Genomic DNA, 23,304 nt, shown 5'->3' on the forward strand with positions numbered 1-23,304 from the left:
AATTCACTAAGGTAAATTTTGAAGAAAAGAAAAATAGGAAAAAATGAATGTAAACCTGAATGATAAAATAGTCCTGATTTCCGGAGGGGCAGGCAAAAAAGGTAGCATAGGCGAAACATTGGTATGGAAAGTGGCTAAAGAAGGCGGTATTCCAGTGATTGTGGACAGAAATCCAAGGGGTTATTCCTACGAATCCGAACTATTGGAAAAAGGACATGACTGCCTTTTTATTCAGACTGATCTCACTGACCCAACCGCTTGTAGAGAAGCAGTTGAGGCTGTGGAAGAAAAATATGGAAGACTGGATGTGCTGGTCAATAATGTAGGGGTCAACGACGGAGTGGGCCTGGAGGCTTCTTACGAAGATTTTATAGAATCCTTGCATTTGAACCTTGTCAACTATTTCCTTTTGGCAAAGCATTCATTAAAGCTCTTGAAGGCTTCCAAAGGAAACATCCTCAATATTTCCTCAAAAGTAGCTTTGACAGGTCAGGGAGGGACTTCCGGCTATGCCGCATCAAAAGGCGCTGTGTTGGCTCTTACCCGTGAATGGGCTGTAGACCTTTCCAAGTTCGGTATCAGGGTCAATTCCTTGGTCATATCAGAAAGTTGGACTCCTGCTTACAAAGATTGGTTGAGTACTTTCCCTGATCCCTCTGGCGAAAAGGAAAAAATAGATGCCCTTGTTCCTTTAGGGAATAGAATGACAACCCCAGAAGAAATTGCCAATACGGTTCTGTTCTTGATTTCCGAATTATCCTCCCATACTACCGGACAGCAGATAGTTGTAGATGGAGGATACATCCATTTGGACCGCAGGATGTCTGTCACCGAGCCAACTAAAAGCACAAGAAGTATTTTTAGTGAGTCTTAAAAAAAACAGGATCACACTGCATTTTCTCAAGAACCAAAAAATCTTTTCAGATGAAGACAATTATTCTAAACACCCCAGGAAAGCTGGAATTGATTGAAACCGAATATCCACAAGATCCAAAACCCGACGAAGTTTTGGTCAAGGTGCATGCCATCGGCATTTGTGGCACAGACATCCATGCTTTCAAAGGCAAACAACCATTTTTTTCTTATCCAAGAATCCTTGGCCATGAACTGGGTGTAGAGGTGCTGAAGCTTGGAGAAAATGTAAAAAATCTAAAAGTTGGAGATCGCTGTTCCTTGGAACCCTATTTCAACAGGTCTCAAGATCAAGCCGTGAAGCGGGGTAAAACAAATTGCGGAGAGGCCATCTCCGTTTTTGGGGTACATGAAGATGGGGGAATGCGGGAGCAGTTTCTTATAGATGCAAAGTATCTCCACCCTTCTGCAAAATTGTCCTTTGATCAACTCGCTCTTATTGAGCCTTTAGCTATCGGCTTTCACGCTGTGCAAAGGGCCAAAATCCAGAAGGAAGACAAAGTATTGGTCATTGGAGCAGGTCCTATTGGGATAGGCACAGCCCAATTTGCTGCCTTACATAGTACTGAGGTAGCTGTCATGGACATCAACCAAGATAGGTTGAAAATCTGCAAGGAGAATTTACCGATAAAAGATACCGTATGCATTGAAGGATCGGATTTTGACGCGATAGAAGCACTCAGAAAACTTTTTGAGGGAGATTTACCTACCGTCATTCTCGATGCCACAGGCAATCCTGATTCCATGAAAAAAACGCTTGAAATGGCAGCCCATGGGGCAATTATTGTATTTATAGGACTGTTTCAGGGCAATTTTGAATTCCATGATCCTTTATTTCACAAAAAGGAACTTACACTGATGGCGAGTAGAAATGCCTTATCAAATGATTTTCGAAATATCATCTCATTGATAGAAAGAGGAGAAATCAATACTGATTTCTGGATAAGCCATACCATTGAATTCGATGAACTTCCATCAAAGTTTGAGCCTTTGTTTTTTGGTAAGGAAAGCGTTGTAAAAGCTGTTGTAAGGTTGTGAAAAATCAAGCTTATTCCAACACCTTTCCGGTTTCTCCCGCGGATGATATCAAGCCTCTTATTTCAAGCACTTAACCAAAAGTAAGTTGTCTTTAGAGCCATACTTTATAATTCCCAATTATCCTTTAATAAACTACCCCTACTTTGTCAAATTAACACATTAGGTCAAGCCTGCCAGGTTTATAAGCCAAAACAGATTTATTTTATATCAACTCAAATAGAATCATGTCAGGTTTTTTATTGCCATTTTCTAACCTGACAAAGTAGGACTAATTACTCCATAATCCCCGTACTTCTTTGACCCAGAAATATATTATTTAAGCTTAAGGTTATGTTTACTTTCAGGTGGCCCTAGATAGGATGGCTGAAGATTTCCGAGATCAATCAACAAGCGCTGAATCACTATCCCTGGATTGACCAAATAAATTCTCAACTCGTTTTTCCCTTTTTTGAAATTCAGTTTTTCTCCGGAAACGTTGATACTATTGGCCACCCAATTGTCCCACTGTCTTGGTTTTTCTTCACCATGCATACTGATGAGAATAGGTTCATCCTCACCCAGCCCGATTCCATACTGTATGCCCTGCGGTGTGTTGAGGTAATTTAAAGTTGGGCTGGCCAATACCTTCACTTCAAAATCACCTGCTTCTTCTACCCAAACATCATAACTGATATAGCTCCCTTGGGGACTTTCTGCAAGAGTAAAAGATGTTTCCGGTGTTGCCATCACAGCATTGCCGGTCTTACCCATATCCCCAATGACTTTCCAGCGGACAGGACTCACCTCATATTTGGAGTTAAAATGCTCAGCGTCTATGGCCAATACACCGCGTGAAGCAACAAAACCCTTAAAATCTCCATCTACTTCAAAATTATTGATCACCAACTCAACCATCACTGTTTCTCTACCGCTTTTCAACTCAAAACTTACATCGTTTTTGCCTTTGGGCGCATTTGCCCAGTCTACTTTTATTGGAATCTCATTTGCTGAAGTTATTTCAAGTTTTTCGGCATCAAAGAGCAACCAGTTGTTGGTGTTTTTGATGGTAACCTCTATTGGTTTTTGTCCTCTATTGAAAATTTCCATATAAACCGGATGCGTATCAAAAGGAGATAGCTCCACTGTTTTTAATGTTTTGCTTTCCGGGAAAAACATCTGGCTTTCGGTCAGAGAAACACCCAGCGCACCTTTTTTGGGAACCTTGATGGATTTGGTTTCAGGGATCACATTTTCATCAGGTTGCTGCCAGTAAGTGTATCCGATATGTGTCTGATCCATCATGTGGGGCCACTTCCCCCCTGCCAATTCCTGATTGTAGAAATCAGAAATTTCCTGATCCCTTTCAAAGTATTTCTTTACTTCTTGCGCTTTCTTAGAAGTATTGTTTCTTTCTTGATTGGCATAAAGATGGTTGAGCGCTGTGCTTTCATAAAGTCTATGAAGGTTGGCTGAAGCTATGATTGGGTGCTCGACCAATTGAAAATAGGCATCATGATACTTTGGATCCAGTTCGCTTTTGATTTTATCAGATAAATCTTCCAAAGCTTTCCATTCTGCGGAGACCCTTTTCATCTCACCATAATAATGCACACTGTAAGTGTTATGATCCAAAAGCTCGGGCTTTCTTCTTCCGCTCAATTTCCCAAATCCTGAAATAAGTTCTCCTATTTGTTTGGCATATTCAGGGCCAAACTGTTTTTCGGACCAAGATTGGGTATAGGCTTGAAGCATTTCAGCTGGAATTTTATCCGGATTCCATGCAAAATCCAGAAAGAACGAAATCGGGAATTCCATGGGTTTGATATCACCTACGTTGACCACCCACAACTCATCCACTCCATGTCGGTAAGTCCGGTTCATTTGCTCCCAGATTTTGGGAATGGGATTGGTATTGATCCACTTGTAATTCCTTGGTCCTCCTACATAGTCAAAATGATAATACATGCCATAGCCCCCTTTTCTGGGTTCTGCCCCGATTGCCGGTAGTTTTCTGACATTGCCCCAGTTGTCATCACAAAGCAAAAGCATCACGTCATCGGGCACACGCATTCCTTTATCATAATACTCTTGCACCTCTTTGTACAGAGCCCAAAACTGTGGCGTCTCTGAGGCAGGTTTTCCTGTTACTTCTTCAATTATTCTTCTTTGATCTTCTATGATCTCCTCAAGCAAGGCTATATTATTTTCTTCACTCATAGGCTCATCACCATCACCTCTCATGCCCAATGAAACGGTGGCTTCCATATTTCCCTGCCTTTGCATTCCTTCCCTCCAAAACTCCTGAAGGATTTCCTTATTTGTCTGGTAATTCCAATCGCCATCTCCATATCTAGACCATTCCACATGAGCACGCATCAGCGGCTCATGGTGAGAAGTACCGATTACGATTCCGTATTTATCAGCCAATGGGCCATTCTTGGGATCATCATCGTAAAAAGCCCTACCCCACATAGCCGGCCAAAGGTAATTGCCCTTAAGTCGAAGGATCAATTCAAAAACATGCTCATAAAACTGATGGTTAAATCCACCGAACTTTTTTGTCGCCCATCCTGCCAATGCAGGAGCCTCATCATTGATAAAAATACCTCTATATTTCACAGCTGGGCTACCTTTGCTATGTTCACCAGAGACAACATAAAGTGAAGTCCGCTCTTTCACAGGCACGTCAGCCCACCAGTACCATGGAGAGACCCCTATTTGCTCAGACAATTCATAAACCCCAAATATTGTTCCCCGTTTATCACTACCAACTATTATCAGAGCTTCATCAACATCAGGAAATGGATCCTTTATGGTCTGTATCTTGTACTTTTCCCACTTTCCGGAAAGATCTGAGGTTTTAATTTTTCCTTCTCCGACCAACTGGTCTATCAAAGGGCTTTTACCTAGCTGCCCAATAATCACCAATGGTTTTCCCTTACTGATTTTTGATTGGATATAAGACTGTTTGCCTGTAACAGCCAATATGTCTTTTGACAAATTGGCTACCGCAATTTTAATTCCTTCATCTTTTCCATCAAATACAAGGTCTGCAGCTGCTTGATCTACCAAAGGAAAGCTTCCCGGAAGCGCATAATCTGAAACCATGTGATGGTCGAAAACCTGAGCAATCGAAGCTGATCGAATTAAAAAAACAAAGAAAATCAGAAAACAAAGAATCTTGGATTTATAAGACATGTATTAGAGCAGGTTTTATGATCAGTGTTTGATCAAAATATGCAATTATAGGTTTGAGCTTTAAACCTAATCATGAAAATGTAAAAATGCAATCGGTTTCATTCAAATATCCAGTACATGACACATTTTATTCTTCTTGTAATATTTATTGGAACATAAAGCACTCAGATTCTTATATCAAATACTAAATAATCCGATTTATCAAATTCATTTTAAACGCTTTAACATTATACATCACTTACACTCTTATACTTCTTGCAGATTAATAACCGATTTCAATCATTAAAATCTTTTATCTGTATTTCCTGTGATTTTTAACATTCCTGTTTTAAATTATACTAAATAACAAATTCATGACAGAACTACCTGTTGTAGGCACTTACTGGAAGTTTACCCTTTGGAATTAAAATAACTAGGATTTGATGTCTAATCGAAGTAATACATCAGTTTTAAGGACTTGTCATGTAAATATCCTATTGATCTAAAATAAAGTTTGCTTTAATTGAAACCTGAATTTTATTAAAAGTTTCCATACACCACTTATGAATTACCTTTTACAGAAAATCCAACTAAGGATATATGTTGCCATTTTATTTACTTTCATCTTAGGTCTTCCTACCTTACTTCAAGCTCAGGAAGACAAAGTGGAATTGATCGATGGTATCACAAAGGTGCCGATAATCAAAAGAATGGACTTTTTACTGGATACAGCGGCAATTTTTTCCATTCAAGAGATTGCGTCGGAGGATTTACAAAGCAGATTTAGGAAAGTCACGGATAACCATGTAGTTTACGGCTATCTGGATTCCCCCCTCTGGCTGAGGTTACAGGTTAGTAATCAGATGACCCAAGAGGACATTTCATGGTATTTTGAATCCTGGGGCTTCGACATAAAAGATATTACCTTCTACTTTCCAAATTCCGATGGGACTTTTTCTGCCTTACAAGCCGGATTTGGAATTCCATTTCCCGAAAGACGAATCAAACATAAAAATTTCAATTATTATCTAGACCTTAGACCTGGCGAGGAAAAAACATACTACCTCAGAATTACCAGACACTATAACCATGAATTTACCTTTTTCCTTAGAACCAATGAGGCTTTTCTGAATCATTCTTTCAACGAATACTTCCTCTTGGGCATTTATTATGGGGTACTGATACTCATTGTGATTTCCAATATGTACCTGTTTTTCAAGATGAGGGACACGCTTTATATTTACTTTATATGTCTGATTCTGGCCTGCATTTGGTTTTGTTTGGGAAGGGATGGATTGGGTTTTCAATACCTTTGGCCCAATTATCCATGGCTCAATCGGCTCAACAACGAATATTTTATTGAGCTGATCATTATCTTGACTACTCTCCTGTTTTCCAACAGGTTTATCCAAAAATATACCAAAAGCAGTAGAACGCACAAACTGACCTCACTCGCCGTCCTGCTTAAGCTCGGCTTTTTTATCAATCAGGTCTATTTTGTAGAACTTTATTACGTTACTTACATCGTAATTACCATCATTATTCTCCTGATTCCGTTCAGTCACGGACTATATATTCTAGCCAAATCCGGAATTTATTCATGGCCTTATATTTTTGCTTACCTCTGCCTTTTTCTGGTCATTATTTATTCTTATGGAAAAAGCATTGAATTGTTCAACAACCCTGTAATCAATTGGTACTTGGTTTACCCTGTTATTTTTCTTGAGACTGTTTTCTTTTCTTTTTCCATTTTCAATCAGATAAAATTCCTACAGCAAGAATCCATACAAGCTAATAAAGAAAAAACCCTTGCCTTGGAAAAAAACAACCAACTCACTTTGGAACTCAATAGCCAACTGAAAGAAAAAGTGAGAGAAAGAACAGAAGAAATAGAAAAAATGGCCGAGAGTTTGGCCCAAAAGAATGTAGAGTTACAGACCACTAACCTTAAACTTCAGGAACTCAATACGAAAGTAACCCAGCTTAATTCAATACTTCAAATAAACAATGAAGAACTGAAGACATCCGTAGAAGAAATTACGAAGAACCTTGCCTTGATGAAAGGCTTGGATTTTGAGGGTTTCAAACAGGTATTCCCGGACAAAGAGTCTTGTCTCAAATTCCTTTCTGAGCTAAAGTGGAAAAATAGGTACAGCTGTAAAAAATGCCAATACAATAAATACAACGAAGACGCCAATTATGGGAGAAGGTGTAAAAACTGTAATTATTACGAATCACCTACTGTGGATACGCTTTTTCATAAAATCAAATTCCCAATAGAGAAAGCTTTTTATATCCTTTACCTTTCCAATAGAAAAGATGTGGATATGACGCTAAATGAACTTTCTGATATCCTGGAACTCCGAAGAGAAACCTGCTGGGCCTTCAAAAACAAGATTGCTCTGGCCATGGAAAAAGTGCAGCACAATAAGGAGCTCAGTGGATGGGAAACTTTGGCATTGGTTCACCTGGAATGAGAATAAAGCCATATTACCTAAGACCCTCCAATTGTGAGATTTTCCTCAACCATTTGGATCAAAATAAGAAAACTTCGGAGAAAATGACTTTCAGCCAACTCTCCGAAGTTTAATCAGAATATACTAACCTTATCAATCAATAATACCATCAGCCACACCAGCATAGGCAGGCTTTCTGGTCAATGCATTGTTCCACAACCCTGCTCTTTGGCCATTTCCATCGATTGGGTTGGAGATCGTTATTCCCATTTGTTGCTCTACTGGTACAAGATTTAAATACTTACTGATCACGGCTTTGTACATATCGGCCTGCTCTGTTAATATTTCAAATCCTTGCTCCCCATCTGGTATGCTCACTTCTAAAGCAGTAACCTTTACCATTTTGCCTGTACCAGCCAATATCCTGAACATTTCACTGACAGTTTCAGGATCTGAGGAAAGGTCAAGATGTATTCTTGTACCTATTGCATCCACAGAACCACCATTTTCTTCTATGTAAGTGACATAATCTACTAATGCCTGGGCCTTGGTAAGATTAGTGGCCATTCCACTCTCATTGATCAGCAAGATATCACCTGGATTACCATACTCTCTAGCCAACTGAAAGGCTTTGACTCCATAGTCTTTGCCGATATAGTCCTGCCAATAAAACTCCCCATCTCCCGGAGCTGTGTCCCCAGCGCTCCTGAGTTGATTGGGATTAGCATCACTCAAAGGCTCAGAGACTACCTCCCTCACTGAGAATATTTCCTTGGTTTCGGTGACAAATTCACTTATCCAATTGTCCAGTTGATTCTCAATGATATTTGTTTTTTCAATTTCCGTTTTTTCTACAATAGTAGTAGATCCACCTGATTGGCTCTCACTTGCCAATACTACTTCATCTATGTAAACAGTACCTGCAAATTCTCCATAACTGATAATAAACCTGTTTCTATCAGCTGCAGTCACAGTAGTTGATACCGTAATCAACCTCCAGTCCGTTGTAACAAATACTTGCCCAAATCCATTGGAAGAAAAATCAGGACTTTGGAGCTCTGGACGGATGACACCTTCTGCATCTCCTTTCACCCAAAAGCTAAGCCTATAAGTCTCTCCTTCCTGTGCAGGAGCAGCTAGCTCATATATGGTCTGAACCTCCCAAAAACCACCCGTAAGAGATGGATTGGTTACATAAAAAGCCCTGCCCGTATTTCCTGCTCCCATTCCTTCTTCAGTCACACCACGGGTAGAATTGTTGCCCCAACCGCCCCAAGCGATTCCGGATTCAAAATCCCCGTCTGATATGAGATTGTTCACGACTGGGTCACCGTCAGTATCATAAACATAAAGGTTGTTGATATCCAGATAATAAGTAACTCCCGGATGATAACCCAGCTCCAACTTGAACTGAAAATAATCATCTTCAAAATTACTAACCTGAAACCTTACTTCTTTCCAGGAAATACTCGTAGTGAAAGACTCATCTAGCATACCGTCATTGTTGTAGTCTATCATTGGGTCATTGTCCTCTAGTCCGGCAAAAGTAAACCTACCCTCACCATCCTGATCAGATTTGATGTAAGCAATTACTTCATAGGTTTTCCCAGGTATTACCGGTATCACAGGAGATACCAACTGAAGATCATCCGGAGAGGAGGCGCTTTGACCTGCAATCAATTCTACCGCAGGAGTACCGCTTCCCATACCTTCATCTTCTTTTACACTGGCAGTTCCTGAGTAAGTCCATCCTTCCAAGTTACCGCCTGACAGTTCCATTAATTCCAGTTCATTTCTGAAAGCAGGGGAATTTACTATCAAAGGAGAAAGAAGTCCATTGAGGTAACTAGCATTCTGGTTTCTATGCCAAACCAATGGTCTGCCATATATAGAAATCCCCTTTTCACTGGCTTGTTCTGCAAGACTGAAAACCGGGGTCAAGTCCAGAGATCCATTGTTTTGTACAATGTTTCTATGATCTATACCGCTAGTGGGTACAAACTCATTGAAATTTCTATTGATCAACCTGTATCTCAATCCTTCCGAAGTGTAATCGGATAGCGGTAATGCTACCCCCAATCTTAACCCGGGATTTCCGAGACTATCCAAGTAGGCCAAGAGATCACCATAATTGTTAATGGCTTCCTGTCGCTCCACACTGAGTGGCTTTTCCACCTCATATTCCAGGGATTCGAAATCTGCACAGGAGTACAATCCCAACATACAGCCAATCCCTAAGCCTAATATTTTATTTTTCATCAGTTTATTTTTCTTTTTAGTTTTTGAATTTGTCCTGTCAGTCATCGGACAAAACTTCCATAAAAACTTCATACAAAAGGAGTCATCAATTTGATTATCAGCATTTAATCTTTTACAACCCCTTTGTAAGCAGGCTATTTCAGCACAGGGTTGAATGTTTCAAACCCAACATTTCTATTGCGCATCACCAAGGTATCCACAGTACTTACCCTCATTTTAGGCATATCAATTTCATACTGAAGGTACAATGCGTCCCTGTCCTGATTTCCCCAGCTTTTCTTCTCCCCTTTCTTGACAAATGAACCGCTTCCAGAGGCTGTCACCCCATCGGTGGAAGAACTGATTGTACAATTTCCTTGGTTATCAAAAGTCAATAAAAGATGTACCTCTATATCCATCCCTTCAGGATCCTGGAAAGTCAGAGGAAATTCAACTGCGTTCAAGGCATGTGTATGGATATCATTGAGCTCATCTTGCTCTACAAACTCTGCTCTTCTTACCTGCTCTTCGCTTAATTCCTCGTAACCATCCTTGCCAGTGATCACGTCCACCCCTCTTCTGAGGTAGATTCCATGCCACTCGTTGATATATTTGATAGCATATAGCACGAAATCCTTGGGAGTTACATCCCAATCGCCTATTACGTGAGGATTAGGATTCGGAAGAGGTGAGCGACCTACCAAAATTGAATCGGCGTTTTCTACACTTTTAATTCTCAATGGAACCACATAAGTATTTTTGATTGCCCTAGGATCATTGAAAAACGCTCCGGTAAGCTCAAACTCAACCCCTCCGATGATCTCACCTCTTGGGATGGTGATGCTATTGGAATGCATCTGAAAATACTCAGTAGGCAAAGCCACTACTTCGTCTCCGCCTTCGGAAAAGAGTAAGCCTTCTGCTAGAGAGGCATCGTATTCTATTTCCAATTGAATATCCTGCTGATTGGTGTAAACCCCTCCGGTGGTGGCCATGACCTGAAACTTCCACTCATTGTCCAAAGTCGTATCCACAATGTCATCTCCTAGTGTGATGGTTCTGACAGGGTATTGATGGGCAAAGTAGACTGTTTGATAGTCGAAATTGGGAAACTGCCATTCATCGTTTACACAGGAAACCAATCCTGCTGTAAACAATACTGCTGCTATGATTATTGATTTTTTCATTTCTAAATCGTTAAATATTATTAGTTGTCACAAACGACATGTATCGATTACCAGCCTGTATTCTGACGGAGTGCATTGTATTTCAACAATTCACCCAAAGGAACAGGTCCATATTTCATGTGCTCACCAAAAACCCTATTCTGTACATTGACCACTTCGAAAGCATTTGCCTCGATCCTTATACCTCTGGCAGGTTCAGTGAGGTTTTTCTCCCACCTTCTCAAGTCCCAGAACCTGAAACCTTCAAAGCACAATTCGAGTCTCCTCTCATTTCTGATCAATTCTCTCATGGCATCCTGATCACCTTTTACAGACTCCAGGTAAGCATCTCCATTGTCCAATCCAATACCTGCTCTTTGTCTGATCGCTCGGATGATGTCATATGCGGAAAATCCATGTGTACCCGTACCCATAGGGCCGTAAGCTTCATTTGCGGCCTCTGCATAAATAAGGTAGATTTCTGTATACCTGATCCTAGGATGTACATGGAGCTGGCCATTTACAGAAACAGGGTTGAGATTGACATCCTGTCTCAGCAATTTCCGCATATAATATCCAGTTCTGGTAGAGACCTCCACCCTATTGAAACCATCATTTGTACCTCCATCAACAGAGGTATTGATCACAGCATTGTTTGGTCCGGCAGTACTGCCATTGTAAATGATAAAATGCTGTAGTCTAGGGTCCCTATTTGAATATGGATTGCTTGGATCATACTCACTCTGAGGGTGATTTATAGGATATCCATTGATAGTAGGAAAAGCATCTACCAGATTTTGAGTTGGGTTGAGCAAGCCATTACCAAACTGTGTAGGCGGAAAGTGTGATTCTTCCAAGCCACTTGACGGTCCTCCCAATGAATTTCTCCATAAAATCTCAGGAGGATTTACTCCACCACCTAAGTTGTTGATTTCATTAACATTAGTATACCAAGTCAGTCCGTTGGGAGCAAGACCCGAAACACCACCATTCAATGAAATCAATTCTCCGGCAAAATCCGCCGCATCCTGATAGGTAGTGGTACTTCCTTGGCTAAATGCTGGACTTGCTGCCAATAATGCTGCCTGGGCCCTGATGGCCATGGCGATTCTTCCACTGAGCAATTGCCTTGCATCTTCACCAAAAACACGGTTGTAGTCATTTCTACTGGCTCCCAAAGCTTTATACCTGTCTGGCATCATATCTTCGGTAGGAATATTTTCATAATCCAAAGGAAGTAGCTCAAGAGCCATTTCCACATCCGTGTATAGTTGTTGCATACATTCCTCGAAGGTATTTCTCGGAACGTTGAATTCAGATTGCAGATCCTTTGGCTCATCCAATATCTGGACTCCAAGCAATTGTCCTTCAGACATGCCTCCATGAGCCTGAAGCAAATGGAACATAAACAATGCCCTTAAACCATAAGCTTCACCCTTGATCCTATCAGCAAAAAGCCTGTCTACCAAGGGGTTTTCTACCGTAAAGGATACTGAATCGGCAGTCTGAATCATGATATTGAGGTATTGGATGGCTGCTTTTGAATTGGTCCATTGGTTCAATGGATCATTATCCGCAGCCCACTGACCACTGGCCACATTGAAATAGGCATTGTTTTCATTATTGCTCACAGCATCGTCTGTTGCCATGTCATTGAAACTCCATCCATTTCTGGGGATACGAGCATATCCATTGATGATAAGCCCCTGGGCAAATCTCGGTTCGTTGTAACTGCTTTCAAGATCCCTGACATTCTGTATGGCAGGATCAAAGAGGTCATCACAGCCTGAAAACAGGACTGATAACACTAGCAGTAAACCATATATATTTTTTTGAATCTTCATAATCTTCGGGATTTAAAACTGTGCTGCTACACCTAAATTGAAAAAGCGGGTCTGAGGAGCAGTGCCTATGTTCATTTCAAGGATCTTTCTGTTTGGAGCAATCGTCAACAGGTTAGCTCCGCTCATGTATACATCCATTCCTTTGATAAAATCACCGCCAAATAATCTCTGTGCCGGGATATTGTAAGTGATCTGCACCCTGGCCAAATCAAACCTGTCAGTACTGTATAGCCAGAAATCAGAATTCCGGAAATTATTGGCACCATTTAGGGTAGTCAATCTCGGGAAAGTCGCTTCATCAGCCGTTTCGGGAGTCCAACGGTCTCTTACCACTTCAGAATATTTGGCTTCACCGGCGATCCAGAAGTATGAGCTGTTTCGCATGGCAAATGCCCCTCTCCTTGCTACACCCAATGCGAAGAAGGTAAAATTCTTCCACTGTGCACTAACGTTTAGACCCAAGGTAAGTGGTGCTCCAAACCAACCTCCCCTACCAAGAAATACTTCATCCTGTGGGCTGATCACACCATCTCCATTTTGATCCATGTACCTGATATCTCCTGGCACCACTTCGCCAAAAATCTGATTAGGAGCACTGTTAATTTCTTCTTCACTTTGGAAAAAGCCCATGTTTCTCAAGCCCCAAATGGCATCTATAGGTCTTCCTGTTCTGTTCTGATAAGAATCCAACCAGTTTTCACCTCTCTCAATAGCTCTGGTAGCATAGTAAGTTCCCACCAATCCTACATTCAGATTCACCTGACCGACCTTTTCGCGCACATTGATATTAAAATCAAATCCGGTACGCTGATCGCTATTAAAGTTTTCCCAAGGAATAAATGAAGAAGCTGGCCAACCAGTGGTGAAATAGCTAGGGTAGATATCTCCTCTCTGAACCAACAGTCCGTTCATCCTACTGATGAAAAAGGAGCCATTGAAAAACAACCTGCTTTTGAATAAGGAAGCATCCACTCCAAAATTGATTTCTTCCCTTCTTGGGAAGGTCATATCCGGGTTGGCACCTCTTCTGGAAATGGTAGAAATATTGTTCAGTCCATCTTTCCAGGTATAAAAAACAGTTCCGTCTCCCTGTTGGGTATAAATCTGCTCATATAGGTAGTAATCATGGATATCCAAATCTGTATGGATAATACCTCCAGAAACAGAAAGCAATAGGTTATCAAAAATTGAATTACCTTTCATAAAGCCTTCCTCACTTATCCTCCATCCCAAAGACATGGTCGGTGAAAAAGCCCTTCTGTTGTTTTCAGGAAGTCTGGCTGAGTGTATCATGGCATTGTTCATCTCTACCAGATATTTGTTCTTGTAGTTGTATCCCAAATGTAGCCCTAGGTTAGCATTGCTGATTCTATGGTACAAAGCAGATGTGCCCGTTTGGAATCCTCCTCCAATCAACATGGCTGAGATCTGATGATCTTCTTTGATCACAGTGTTGTAATTGAACTGCGCCGACATGGCTAAGGTCTGCTGGAAAACACTATTGCTGATATTCTGTGTCCTGGTACTGGCATCCTGTCCAAATCTGGTCAGATTACTGATCAGGTCCTGACCTGCATAATTATTCCAAGCCGGTTCAAATACTGCATAATTGTTATTAAAGGATAAGTTATAGGAAGTGGCATAATCCAATCCAAAACGGTAATTGAATGTCAGGCCCGGCAATATGCTTTTCAGGTCTGCATTGACACCTGTGTTGAATTGGTATTGCCTACTTGTAAACTGACTGGATCCACCCGCATAGATGCCTGCAATTGGGTTGGTCTGTTCTAATTGGGTACCTCCCAGTAAGTAGCGACCATCAATCAGATGACTACTGTTATTGACATAATTTTGTGAAGTCACATCATCTGCCTCTAACATGCTCACTGGTACCAAAGGAGTAAACCTATGAGGTCTGATGTTGGCTGCACCTTCCCAGAAATTTGCATTTACTCCTCGGCCATTGTAAAATATCACCGCTGCATCAGCAAAACCTGTGATATTTTTGGTCAGGTTCATATCCACATTTCCACGGATATTAAAGCGTTCATTCCTGTTGTGGACAGCTTGTCCAAAATCCAGCAGAGATCCTTCAGACATAAAGCCCAGGTTGGTATAATACCTTGCCCGGTCATTTCCACCTGAGATTTCGAAAGTACCATCATGTCTGCCATAAGCTTCCTGTAGGTATTCAGGGGAATAAAAATCTATACTAGGATAGCGGTACGGATTTGTTCCGGCTCCGTGATGATAGATTTCCTCCTGAGAGAAAAGAGGCTGAAGACCATCATTTTGACGGGCTTCATTAAATAAGGTCATGTATTCAGCAGACCCTAAATACTGAGGCATTTCTCTGGGTGTATGGATTCCTGTATTGGCCCGGAAGCTTATCTGTTGCTTTCCGGCAACTCCTCTTTTGGTAGTAATCATTATGACACCTTTTGCGGCCCTACTGCCATAAAGTGCAACAGCAGATACTCCTTTCAAAAAGGTAATCTGCTCTACCTCCAGAGCGGTAATGCTGCCTGCATCTCTCGGTACACCGTCCACCAGAAGGAGGTATTCGTTATTTCCCCAAATGTTTCCATGAAATCCCGGCGCAAAAGCATCCATGTTGTCCAATGGAAAAGAAAAGTAATTCTTTTCGATAAGCTCAGGTACATTTACATAGTTGATACCGCCTAATAGGTTATTGGCATCCTGCCGCTGATAAGCAGTATTCACTTGTCTTGATTCCCATTCAGAAAACATGATGATCTCCGAAGACTGAGCACCTGCACGAAGTACTTTGGTTTCGTATCCTTCCCTTTCTATGATCAGAAGGGAATTGGGGAGTATTTCAATCGAAAATTCTCCATTTTCGTCGGTAGTAGCCAAGACTACTTCTTCGTCATTCATGATAGTGGCACCGGGAAGCGGAAGGCCACTTTGTGTGTTGACTACTCCGCTGATCCTGAGCAGCTGCTCATTTTGGGCGAATGCCTTATCAGGCAAAATCACCGCTAAAACCAGCCAAAATATTATGATATATCTTTGTTTCATTATTGTATCCTTTTTGATGATTTGAAAGGTTTTTACCATCCTGGATTCTGTCGGAATTCAGGATAAAGTGTCACATCTGAAACTTTCAGAGGAAGCCAATAATGACGTTCCGCCAATGGTCTTTCCAGCAAAACTTCTTCGCGAAGATTTACCACCCTCATCTCAGCCGGATCACCTCCAAGTTCTGAATCCGGAGCTCTGTTAAATTCCAAAGAGGTTTTCAACGTATATGGTCTTTCAATCAGTAAAAGCCATCTTCTAAGGTCATTGAACCGGTGGCCTTCAAAGGCCAATTCTACAGCCCGCTCTCTTCTCACCTCATGCAAAAAGTCATCTACAGAAGCTGAGTACCTAGAAAGCACATTAGGCATTCCAGCCCTACTTCTGATCACATTGACAGCATCTAAGGCAGTTTTATCAAAGTTGGTTGATTTTCCTGTCACAGCATTATGTCCCATTAGAGCTGCTTCTGCATACATCAGGTATACATCAGCCAATCTCAGGTAAGGCACATTTAAGTGCAGTGCAGCCCCAAAAGCAAATGCATTGTCATAAGTATTGGCTGTAAGAGGTACCAATTTTTTATTCAGAAAACCTGTAGGACTTCCTGACACTTCTCCCCTATAGCTACCTCCAGTATGAAGGTTGGCATGTCTGTTGTCCTCTTGGTTGGGAGGCATAGAACCCTGTACTACCTGCATGCCGTCAAAGACAATACTTTTGTAGAACCTTGGGTCCCTACCTCTAAAAGGATATTGAGGATCGTATCCCGACTCGGCATCTGCCTGGTCGATCTGACTTGGAAGCGGATGCCCATTGGCCATACCAAAATTCTGGTTTACATAATTGGCGGTTGGTACAAATTTGGTAGCATCTCCATCTACAATTACAGAAGGAAAAAACTGCTTGGTAATACCCCAGTTAGACTGATCACCAGACCAATAAAGCGACCTGAAAATACCTTCAGTACCTCCTGAAAGAGCCCAGTTTTGACCCATGGTGTAAAAATTATTATGCCATCTGTCAAAAGGCATCAAAGCATACTGGGTCTGACCGCTCTCTACCAAATCCAAAAGCTCTCCAAAAGCCTCAGCAGATCTTCTACAGAAATCAGCATTGTAGGTTCTGCTTCCAGTAGATTCGAAGTTCATCAAAGGACTTCCGGCATAAAGCAGATTTTTACCCAAATAAGCCAGCGCCATGATTTTATTGGCTCTAAGTTCATTTCTACCAAGAGTCCTTCTTCCGGCCACAGTATTATCCCAATCAATAGGCAATAGATCAGCAGCTCTTCTAAGATCCTCCGCTACTCTTTCAGCACTTTCGTGATAATTGAGTCTTGCCTCCCTCAAAGGCTCATCCCCAGGAAGAACACGATCAATGTAAGGAAGTCCTCCTACATATTGTATCATCATAAAATGAAACCATCCTCTGAAGAATAGCAATTGACCCTCAATCAACTCTCTTTCCTCCTGGGTCGCATCTGTCATTCTATGAAGGTTTTCCAAACCTAGGTTAGCCTTTCTGATTCCATACCAAGCCAGTGGCCAAAGACCCTTGTCATGTGGATTATCACCTGTATGGGTCATCCATTTGTCCAACCAGCTGGCGCGGCCACCATGACCACTATGCTCTGCCTGCCATGCCCAGAAATTACCTCTGTCAAACATGAAGGTAACATGGAAATTACCGGCAGCAGAAACCATTTCATCTTCGCCCCAATTCCAGGAACTGGTCCAATAAGTGGTCGTAAAATTGGGTATACACTGATATAGTTCTTCTGTAAAGCCCTGGAAATTTTCAAAATTCAGAAAGGCAATCTCCTCGGAAATGACCGATTCAGGAGTCCTTTCTAGGTAATCCTCACACGAGGCACTCAATAGCATCACTGCCAAAAGAGCCCATGCGCCAGATTTTCTAATGATTGATTTATAAATAGTATTCATTGTTTTCCGATTTAAAATGTCATTGTCACACCCAAATTCACCCTTCTTACCATGGGGTAAGCTCCTTCCCAAGCGGCACCTGTTCCGAAGTTGGATTCTCTATCATCAGGCATTTTACTCCAGACAAAAAGGTTATTTCCGTTCACAAAAACCCTTAGCCCATTTAAACCTAACTTACTGGCCCTCAATGGATTTAAGGAATACGCCAATTCAGCATTTTTGATCCTCAAATAGGAACCATCATATAGGTACCTGGCACCATAATAGTAAGAGACCGGCGTCAACCATACAGGCAGAGGCGTCTCTGCATTGGGATTGTCTGCTGACCAATATGTTCCCTCATCATATACCAGGTTTCTCTGACCATCCAAATTGGTAAATGGCACATTTCTGGTGACATTGTTGACCCCATAAAGCTGTACAAAGAAGGAAAGGCCTTTGTACTCTATGCCTATGTTCGTATTGAAGGTGTTTTGAGGAACATTGGAAAAACCAAATGGAGCTGCATCAAATGCGTCTATGATACCATCACCATTGAAGTCAAGGATATGGTATCCCCCCGGAAGCTTACCGGCGTTGTTCGTGTTATGAGCTGTGCTACCATATACCTCATCCCAAGTATTGTAAAAGCCGTGGTCGATATGAGAGCGGTGCTGTCCCAACTGAAAACCTGCCTGCTTTTGGTAATCCACCAAAAATTCAGGATCGTCTCTGTTGATAACAATATCAATGGCCCTCGTGATGGCAACATCAGCCCAAACCCTTACTCCACTGGCAAAAGCCCTATTGAAACCAAGCTCAATTTCATAACCCGTAGTGGTTACCCTACCGAGGTTGGCAGCAGGAGCATTGGCACCGTAATAGCTAGGAATCGACCTATCTCCGGCCATTAGAATGTCCACTCTATCATCTCTGAAAAGATCAAAGCTACCATCAATCAGACCATTGAATAGACTAAATTCTGTTTTGAAATTGTATTTGTAAACAGTCTCCCATCGCACATTTGGGTTACCGATTACTTGCTCTCTGTACCAGGTATAAGGGCTTAGATCATCTCTCCAACCAATCGTTGCCATTCTGGATCTCCCGTCAAATGCCCACTGGTTCATATACAAAAATCGGCTACCGATATTATCATCCCCAACTTGACCATAAGAGGCTGTAACCTTCAGGAAATCGATTACGGAATTGTTTTTCAAAAAACCTTCCTCAGAAATAACCCATCCTATTCCTCCAGAGGAAAAGAATGCAAACCTGTAGTCGATACCAAATTTCTCTGATCCATTGTAAGCACCATTGTATTCTGCCAGGTATTTGTTCTTGTAGTTGTAGGTAGTTCTGAAAACCCAGTCCTCACGGTAACTTGGGATAATGCTACCAATGGCATCTTCCTGTCTGGAGAAAAGTCCCATCAGGTTGACATTGTGGTTATCTGCAAAGGTAGTAAGGTAGTTGAGCTGAGCCTGATAGAACATCCTTCTCTGTGGTCCATTAAATTGATCAGAGGCAATATTTCCACCTTGCGTAGTCCATGCAATTGGTTGGAAGAAATCAAAGTTACTGTTGTCAAAGTTGTTTTTGTAATTGATCCTGCCAGTCACTGGGTCTATCCACATCTGCTCTGTGTCATTGTACAGGTCATTGACCCCTCTTCCAACTTCGATGAAAGTATTGTCCACAGCCAAGGTACCCCGGAAAGACAATCCTTTGGCGATCATTTTCAAATCCTGTTCTAATACAAGGTTGGTAGAAAGGCTGGTAGTGGTAATATTTTCTACACCACCAATGGCAAGTACCCTTGCAGAGTTAATGGCTCCGTAATCGTCCAAAGGATAGTACCCCCAAAGACCGTTGGAGTATCTTGGCACGAAAGCATCAGGTGGGTTTCGGTAAGCAGCTCTCCAGAAGTTGGCATCATCGCCACCTCCCCATGGAATCTGTCTTACGCCATAAATACCACCTAAATTTACTTTTAACTGTGTAGTAGGAGTCAATTGAAAATCAAGGTTATTTCTGAAGTTTAACCTGTTGAAATTATAACCTGGCTGGTACCCTCTGTCATTTGAAATTTCCTTAAAAAGGTCACCTTCATGTTGAAAATCAAAGGCCGCAAAATATTTGGTAAACTTGGTACCACCACTGATTGCGACATTGGCGTTGTAGGCCATTGCATAGTCTTTAAACAAGTAATCCTGCCAGTCTATATTTGGATAGCGTTCTGCTTCTTCCAAATTAGCCGGATTACGGTATTTTTCCCTAATCGCCTGTGGAATCATCTGAGACCAAGCCTGAGGACTGCTCGTCAGCTCACGTTCAATAGCCCTGTTTCTTATGCCTATTGCATCATAAGCATCCATTTTTCCAGGGAGCTTTGAAGGGGCTTTTACAGTAGCATTTACCCTTGCGACAATTTCTGCACGACCTTCTTTACCTCTTTTGGTAGTGACTATGATCACACCATTGGCACCTCTGGATCCAAATACAGCTGTGGCGGAGGCGTCTTTCAATACCGAAATGGATTCTACAGATCCAATGTCCATTTGATTAAAAAACTCAGGACGCTCTACCCCATCCACCAATATGAGAGGTGAGTTGCCATTCCAACTATTCTGACCTCGAATAAAAATCTGGGGAGTTTCATCTCCAGGCATGCCTGAACTCTGAGTAGTAATCAAACCAGGCAAGTTTCCTGTCAATGCCGCACCTAGGTTAGATACACCACCCGTTCTTTGCAATACTGCACTATTGGTCTGGCTCACTGCACCGATTAAAGTTTCCCTGCGTTGCTCCCCATAACCGATGACCACCACTTCTTCCAAGGATTGGTCAGCATTGACCAGACTTACATTATAGGTAGTCCGTCCGGCTTCAACAGCAATTTCCTGGGTTTTGTATCCGATAAAACTGATGATCAAAATTTCTCCGGGTTGAGCATCCAGAGAAAACTCACCATCCACACCGGTTGCAACACCTCTGGTAGTCCCTTTGATCAAAACTGTGACTCCAGGGATAGGCTGACCGTCTGTATCATCAATTATTACACCTCTGATTTCCTGAAAATCCCTTGTTGCTTTTTCGCTTTTATCAGAAGTCTTATTCGCTTTGGAAGTATTACTTACTTTTTTGGGCTTTTTGCCCGAACTCAATTCTCTTGGACCATCCTCTAAAGACATATCCATACTCAAGGTTCCCTCCGGGCTGAAAGAAGTTTCTTCAACGTCATCCTTTTGAAAAAGAAAACCGTTGTTTTCCACTTCCTCACCTTTCTGGGCGTATGATTTGTTTCCATCTAATATCAGGAAACCTGCAAAAAACCATATCGCCATACCAAGCCGCAAAAGGAATGGTTTTGGTAATTTTCGTTTCATAAATTTTTATTAGGTTAATGTTAGGTTTGGATTGCTAATTAGTTTTCACTGCCTGCATCAGGGACAGTCTAACTTGTGTTAAAATGTACAGTCATAGAGTTGGGGTTTAAGGTTTGGGTAGTACCGGAATAATCAGAAAAGATTGAATTCACCCAAGGAGATAAATGCTTGCAACATTCACAAGAGATATAAAGCTGCCTCTCCTTACTTAATCTGCTTTCTGAATTTTGTGATTGAAGCCTGATAAAAAGAATATCAGATTGACTTTTGGAAAAATCATTCTGAATAACAAGCTCTGTTTCAGAAGCAAGGAACAGTGTATTAAAGGTACTCATCTTACTTTGGGTAATAATCGTTACTGACTTGACCAAATATATATAGAGACCATTAAAAAAATTAATTTTATAAAAAGTTATAAAATATTGAAAATCAGTATTTTAAATAAATACATTGCGTTTATCCAAAGGTAAAATTTTCGAAAAATCATCCTTCAAAAATGATTTGGAAAGATTTTATTAAATGTCAATATTACACTAATTTCGCTTAAGTGAAATGGCTGATTTTCAATCATTTAAGTATTTTATTTTTTGAATTGATAATTTCAGAAAATTTCATTCAAACAGTAAAAACAGTATATTTTATTTTATGAAAGGAACTTTAATAAAATTTTATATAAACAGCTTGAACCCCGAACAATATATAGTAAGGTTATTGAGCAAAAAATTACTATTTCAAAGCTACAACCTGGAAAAACTTTAAAACTCAGAATAAACAAAAAAACCCTCTTGTATTTAACAAGAAGGCTTTAAAATTCATCTTTAATCTAATTTCTGCCAGAGATTTGGTAGGAACCTATAGTATAACAAATGTCTCCAAGTAGACCAATCGTGTCCCCCGTGACCTCCATCATAATATTCATGTTCAATTTCATGTGCTTCAAGAGCATTAACCAAAGCCTCTACCCTAGCACCAAAAAAACCATTGGCTTCCGCTGTTCCTTGACCAATAAAGAGATAATCAACTTTTTGATTGATTTCAGGATCATTTAAAAAGTAGGAAAGAGAGGTTTCCGGTTCGGTATCTCCCGCACTTAAAATTCCGAAGTTAGCAAACTGATCCAAAGACCTAAAACCCACAAACATACTGTGCCGGCCTCCCATAGATAAACCTGACAATGCCCTGCCTTTTGGTGTTTGAATTGTGCTGTAGTTTTGATCTACAAGTGGAATTACATGGTTTTTCAGTTCCTTTTCAAAAATATCAAAAGTCAATTCTGTGTGCTCAGGGTGATTTCTATGGAGCACTTGATTATTGGGAACGGCAATAATCATGGGTTTAGCTTTACCTTCAGCTAGAAGGTTGTCCATGATAAAATTGGCTCTGCCATCAAAAATCCAATTGGACGGCAACTCACCACTTCCTCCCAGCAGATACAAAACAGGATATTTCTTATTAGCACTGTATCCCGGAGGTGTATACACATACATTTCCCTCTCACCATCAGTCACTTCCGAATGATACACATGCCTTGTTACATTTCCATGGGGAACTTGCTTGGCATCGTAAAATGCGGGACCATCTCCATGAACTACCAATTGGCTGTAAGGTGGCATGGCCGTAAAGGCCGCATAGGTATTACTGGGATCTGTGACCTGTACCCCGTCAATATGAAAATGATATGCGTAAATATCCGCAGGAAGGGGGCCGACAGTCAATGTCCACACTCCCTCTTGATTTTTAGAAAAAGGGATGGGCTCATTACCCTTTCCCAAACCGGTCAACAGTGCTATTCCGGCAAGTTTAACTTCCTTAGCTTCTGGAGCAATCAGTCTAAACGTTACGGTCCTATCATCATGTACTTCCGGTGAATTGATCCTGGCACTGAATGGAATCAGTCCTTCTTTGTCTCTTTGTGGGTCAAACTCAAGGTTGACATTTGCCTGTTGAGCAATACCATTAGAGATACTTAATCCCAGGGCAAGCCCTAAGATCATAAGGGATTTGCTTTTTTGTTTCATCTTTTTTCGGTTATTAGGTTTAAGGTTTTCTATTTATAAATAATTGAATATCTGATTGTTACAATTCATTAATTCAAATAAAATTCATTTATAACTTTACATGATTATCAGCTTTCTTAC

At 41.1% G+C, this 23,304-nt stretch carries 11 protein-coding genes; 3 read left to right on the forward strand and 8 right to left on the reverse strand.

From position 1 onward, the window contains the following. The first annotated feature begins 43 nt into the window (after positions 1–43). Together EGN73_RS11205 and EGN73_RS11210 are read left to right on the forward strand one after the other, a co-directional pair. Complete coding sequence (locus tag EGN73_RS11205) at positions 44–874, forward strand: SDR family oxidoreductase (RefSeq protein WP_009035061.1); 831 nt, start codon at positions 44–46, stop codon at positions 872–874. Between the two features lie 50 nt (positions 875–924). Beyond that, the gene (locus EGN73_RS11210; RefSeq protein ID WP_219289613.1) at positions 925–1,950 is read left to right on the forward strand and encodes a zinc-binding alcohol dehydrogenase family protein; all 1,026 of its coding nucleotides are present in this window, start codon (positions 925–927) and stop codon (positions 1,948–1,950) included. 312 nt (positions 1,951–2,262) lie between these two features. Here EGN73_RS11210 and EGN73_RS11215 read toward each other — a convergent pair whose 3' ends face one another. Next, positions 2,263–5,127: a glycosyl hydrolase 115 family protein gene (locus EGN73_RS11215; RefSeq protein ID WP_219289616.1), complete on the reverse strand. Its 2,865-nt coding sequence runs from the start codon at positions 5,125–5,127 to the stop codon at positions 2,263–2,265. A gap of 542 nt (positions 5,128–5,669) precedes the next feature. Here EGN73_RS11215 and EGN73_RS11220 point away from each other — a divergent pair. Then, positions 5,670–7,583, forward strand: a complete 1,914-nt coding sequence (locus EGN73_RS11220; protein ID WP_219289619.1) for a 7TM-DISM domain-containing protein — start codon at positions 5,670–5,672, stop codon at positions 7,581–7,583. Between the two features lie 132 nt (positions 7,584–7,715). Here the strand turns inward: EGN73_RS11220 and EGN73_RS11225 are convergent, their stop codons facing one another. The 7 genes from EGN73_RS11225 to EGN73_RS11255 all read right to left on the reverse strand — a co-directional run bounded on the left by EGN73_RS11225 (position 7,716) and on the right by EGN73_RS11255 (position 23,184). Then, entirely contained in the window at positions 7,716–9,821 is a 2,106-nt protein-coding gene (locus tag EGN73_RS11225; protein WP_219289622.1) for an endo-1,4-beta-xylanase, read from the reverse strand. 134 nt (positions 9,822–9,955) lie between these two features. Continuing rightward, positions 9,956–10,987 (reverse strand): DUF5627 domain-containing protein, encoded by a 1,032-nt coding sequence (locus EGN73_RS11230; protein WP_219289625.1) that lies wholly within the window; start codon positions 10,985–10,987, stop codon positions 9,956–9,958. Positions 10,988–11,034: 47 nt separating this feature from the next. Beyond that, positions 11,035–12,810: a RagB/SusD family nutrient uptake outer membrane protein gene (locus EGN73_RS11235; RefSeq protein ID WP_219289627.1), complete on the reverse strand. Its 1,776-nt coding sequence runs from the start codon at positions 12,808–12,810 to the stop codon at positions 11,035–11,037. Positions 12,811–12,822: 12 nt separating this feature from the next. Further along, entirely contained in the window at positions 12,823–15,852 is a 3,030-nt protein-coding gene (locus EGN73_RS11240; protein ID WP_219289630.1) for a SusC/RagA family TonB-linked outer membrane protein, read from the reverse strand. Between the two features lie 32 nt (positions 15,853–15,884). Then, positions 15,885–17,798 carry a RagB/SusD family nutrient uptake outer membrane protein gene (locus tag EGN73_RS11245; RefSeq protein WP_219289633.1) on the reverse strand — a complete coding sequence of 638 codons (1,914 nt, stop codon included), beginning with the start codon at positions 17,796–17,798 and terminating at the stop codon, positions 15,885–15,887. 11 nt (positions 17,799–17,809) lie between these two features. Further along, complete coding sequence (locus tag EGN73_RS11250) at positions 17,810–21,166, reverse strand: SusC/RagA family TonB-linked outer membrane protein (protein ID WP_246611556.1); 3,357 nt, start codon at positions 21,164–21,166, stop codon at positions 17,810–17,812. Positions 21,167–21,984: 818 nt separating this feature from the next. Next, a complete protein-coding gene (locus EGN73_RS11255; protein WP_246611557.1) occupies positions 21,985–23,184 on the reverse strand; it encodes an esterase in 1,200 nt (399 codons plus the stop codon). Positions 23,185–23,304: the final 120 nt, after the last annotated feature.

Origin of the sequence: Arthrospiribacter ruber, from assembly GCF_019343195.1 — a bacterium.
Lineage (GTDB): Bacteria > Bacteroidota > Bacteroidia > Cytophagales > Cyclobacteriaceae > Arthrospiribacter > Arthrospiribacter ruber.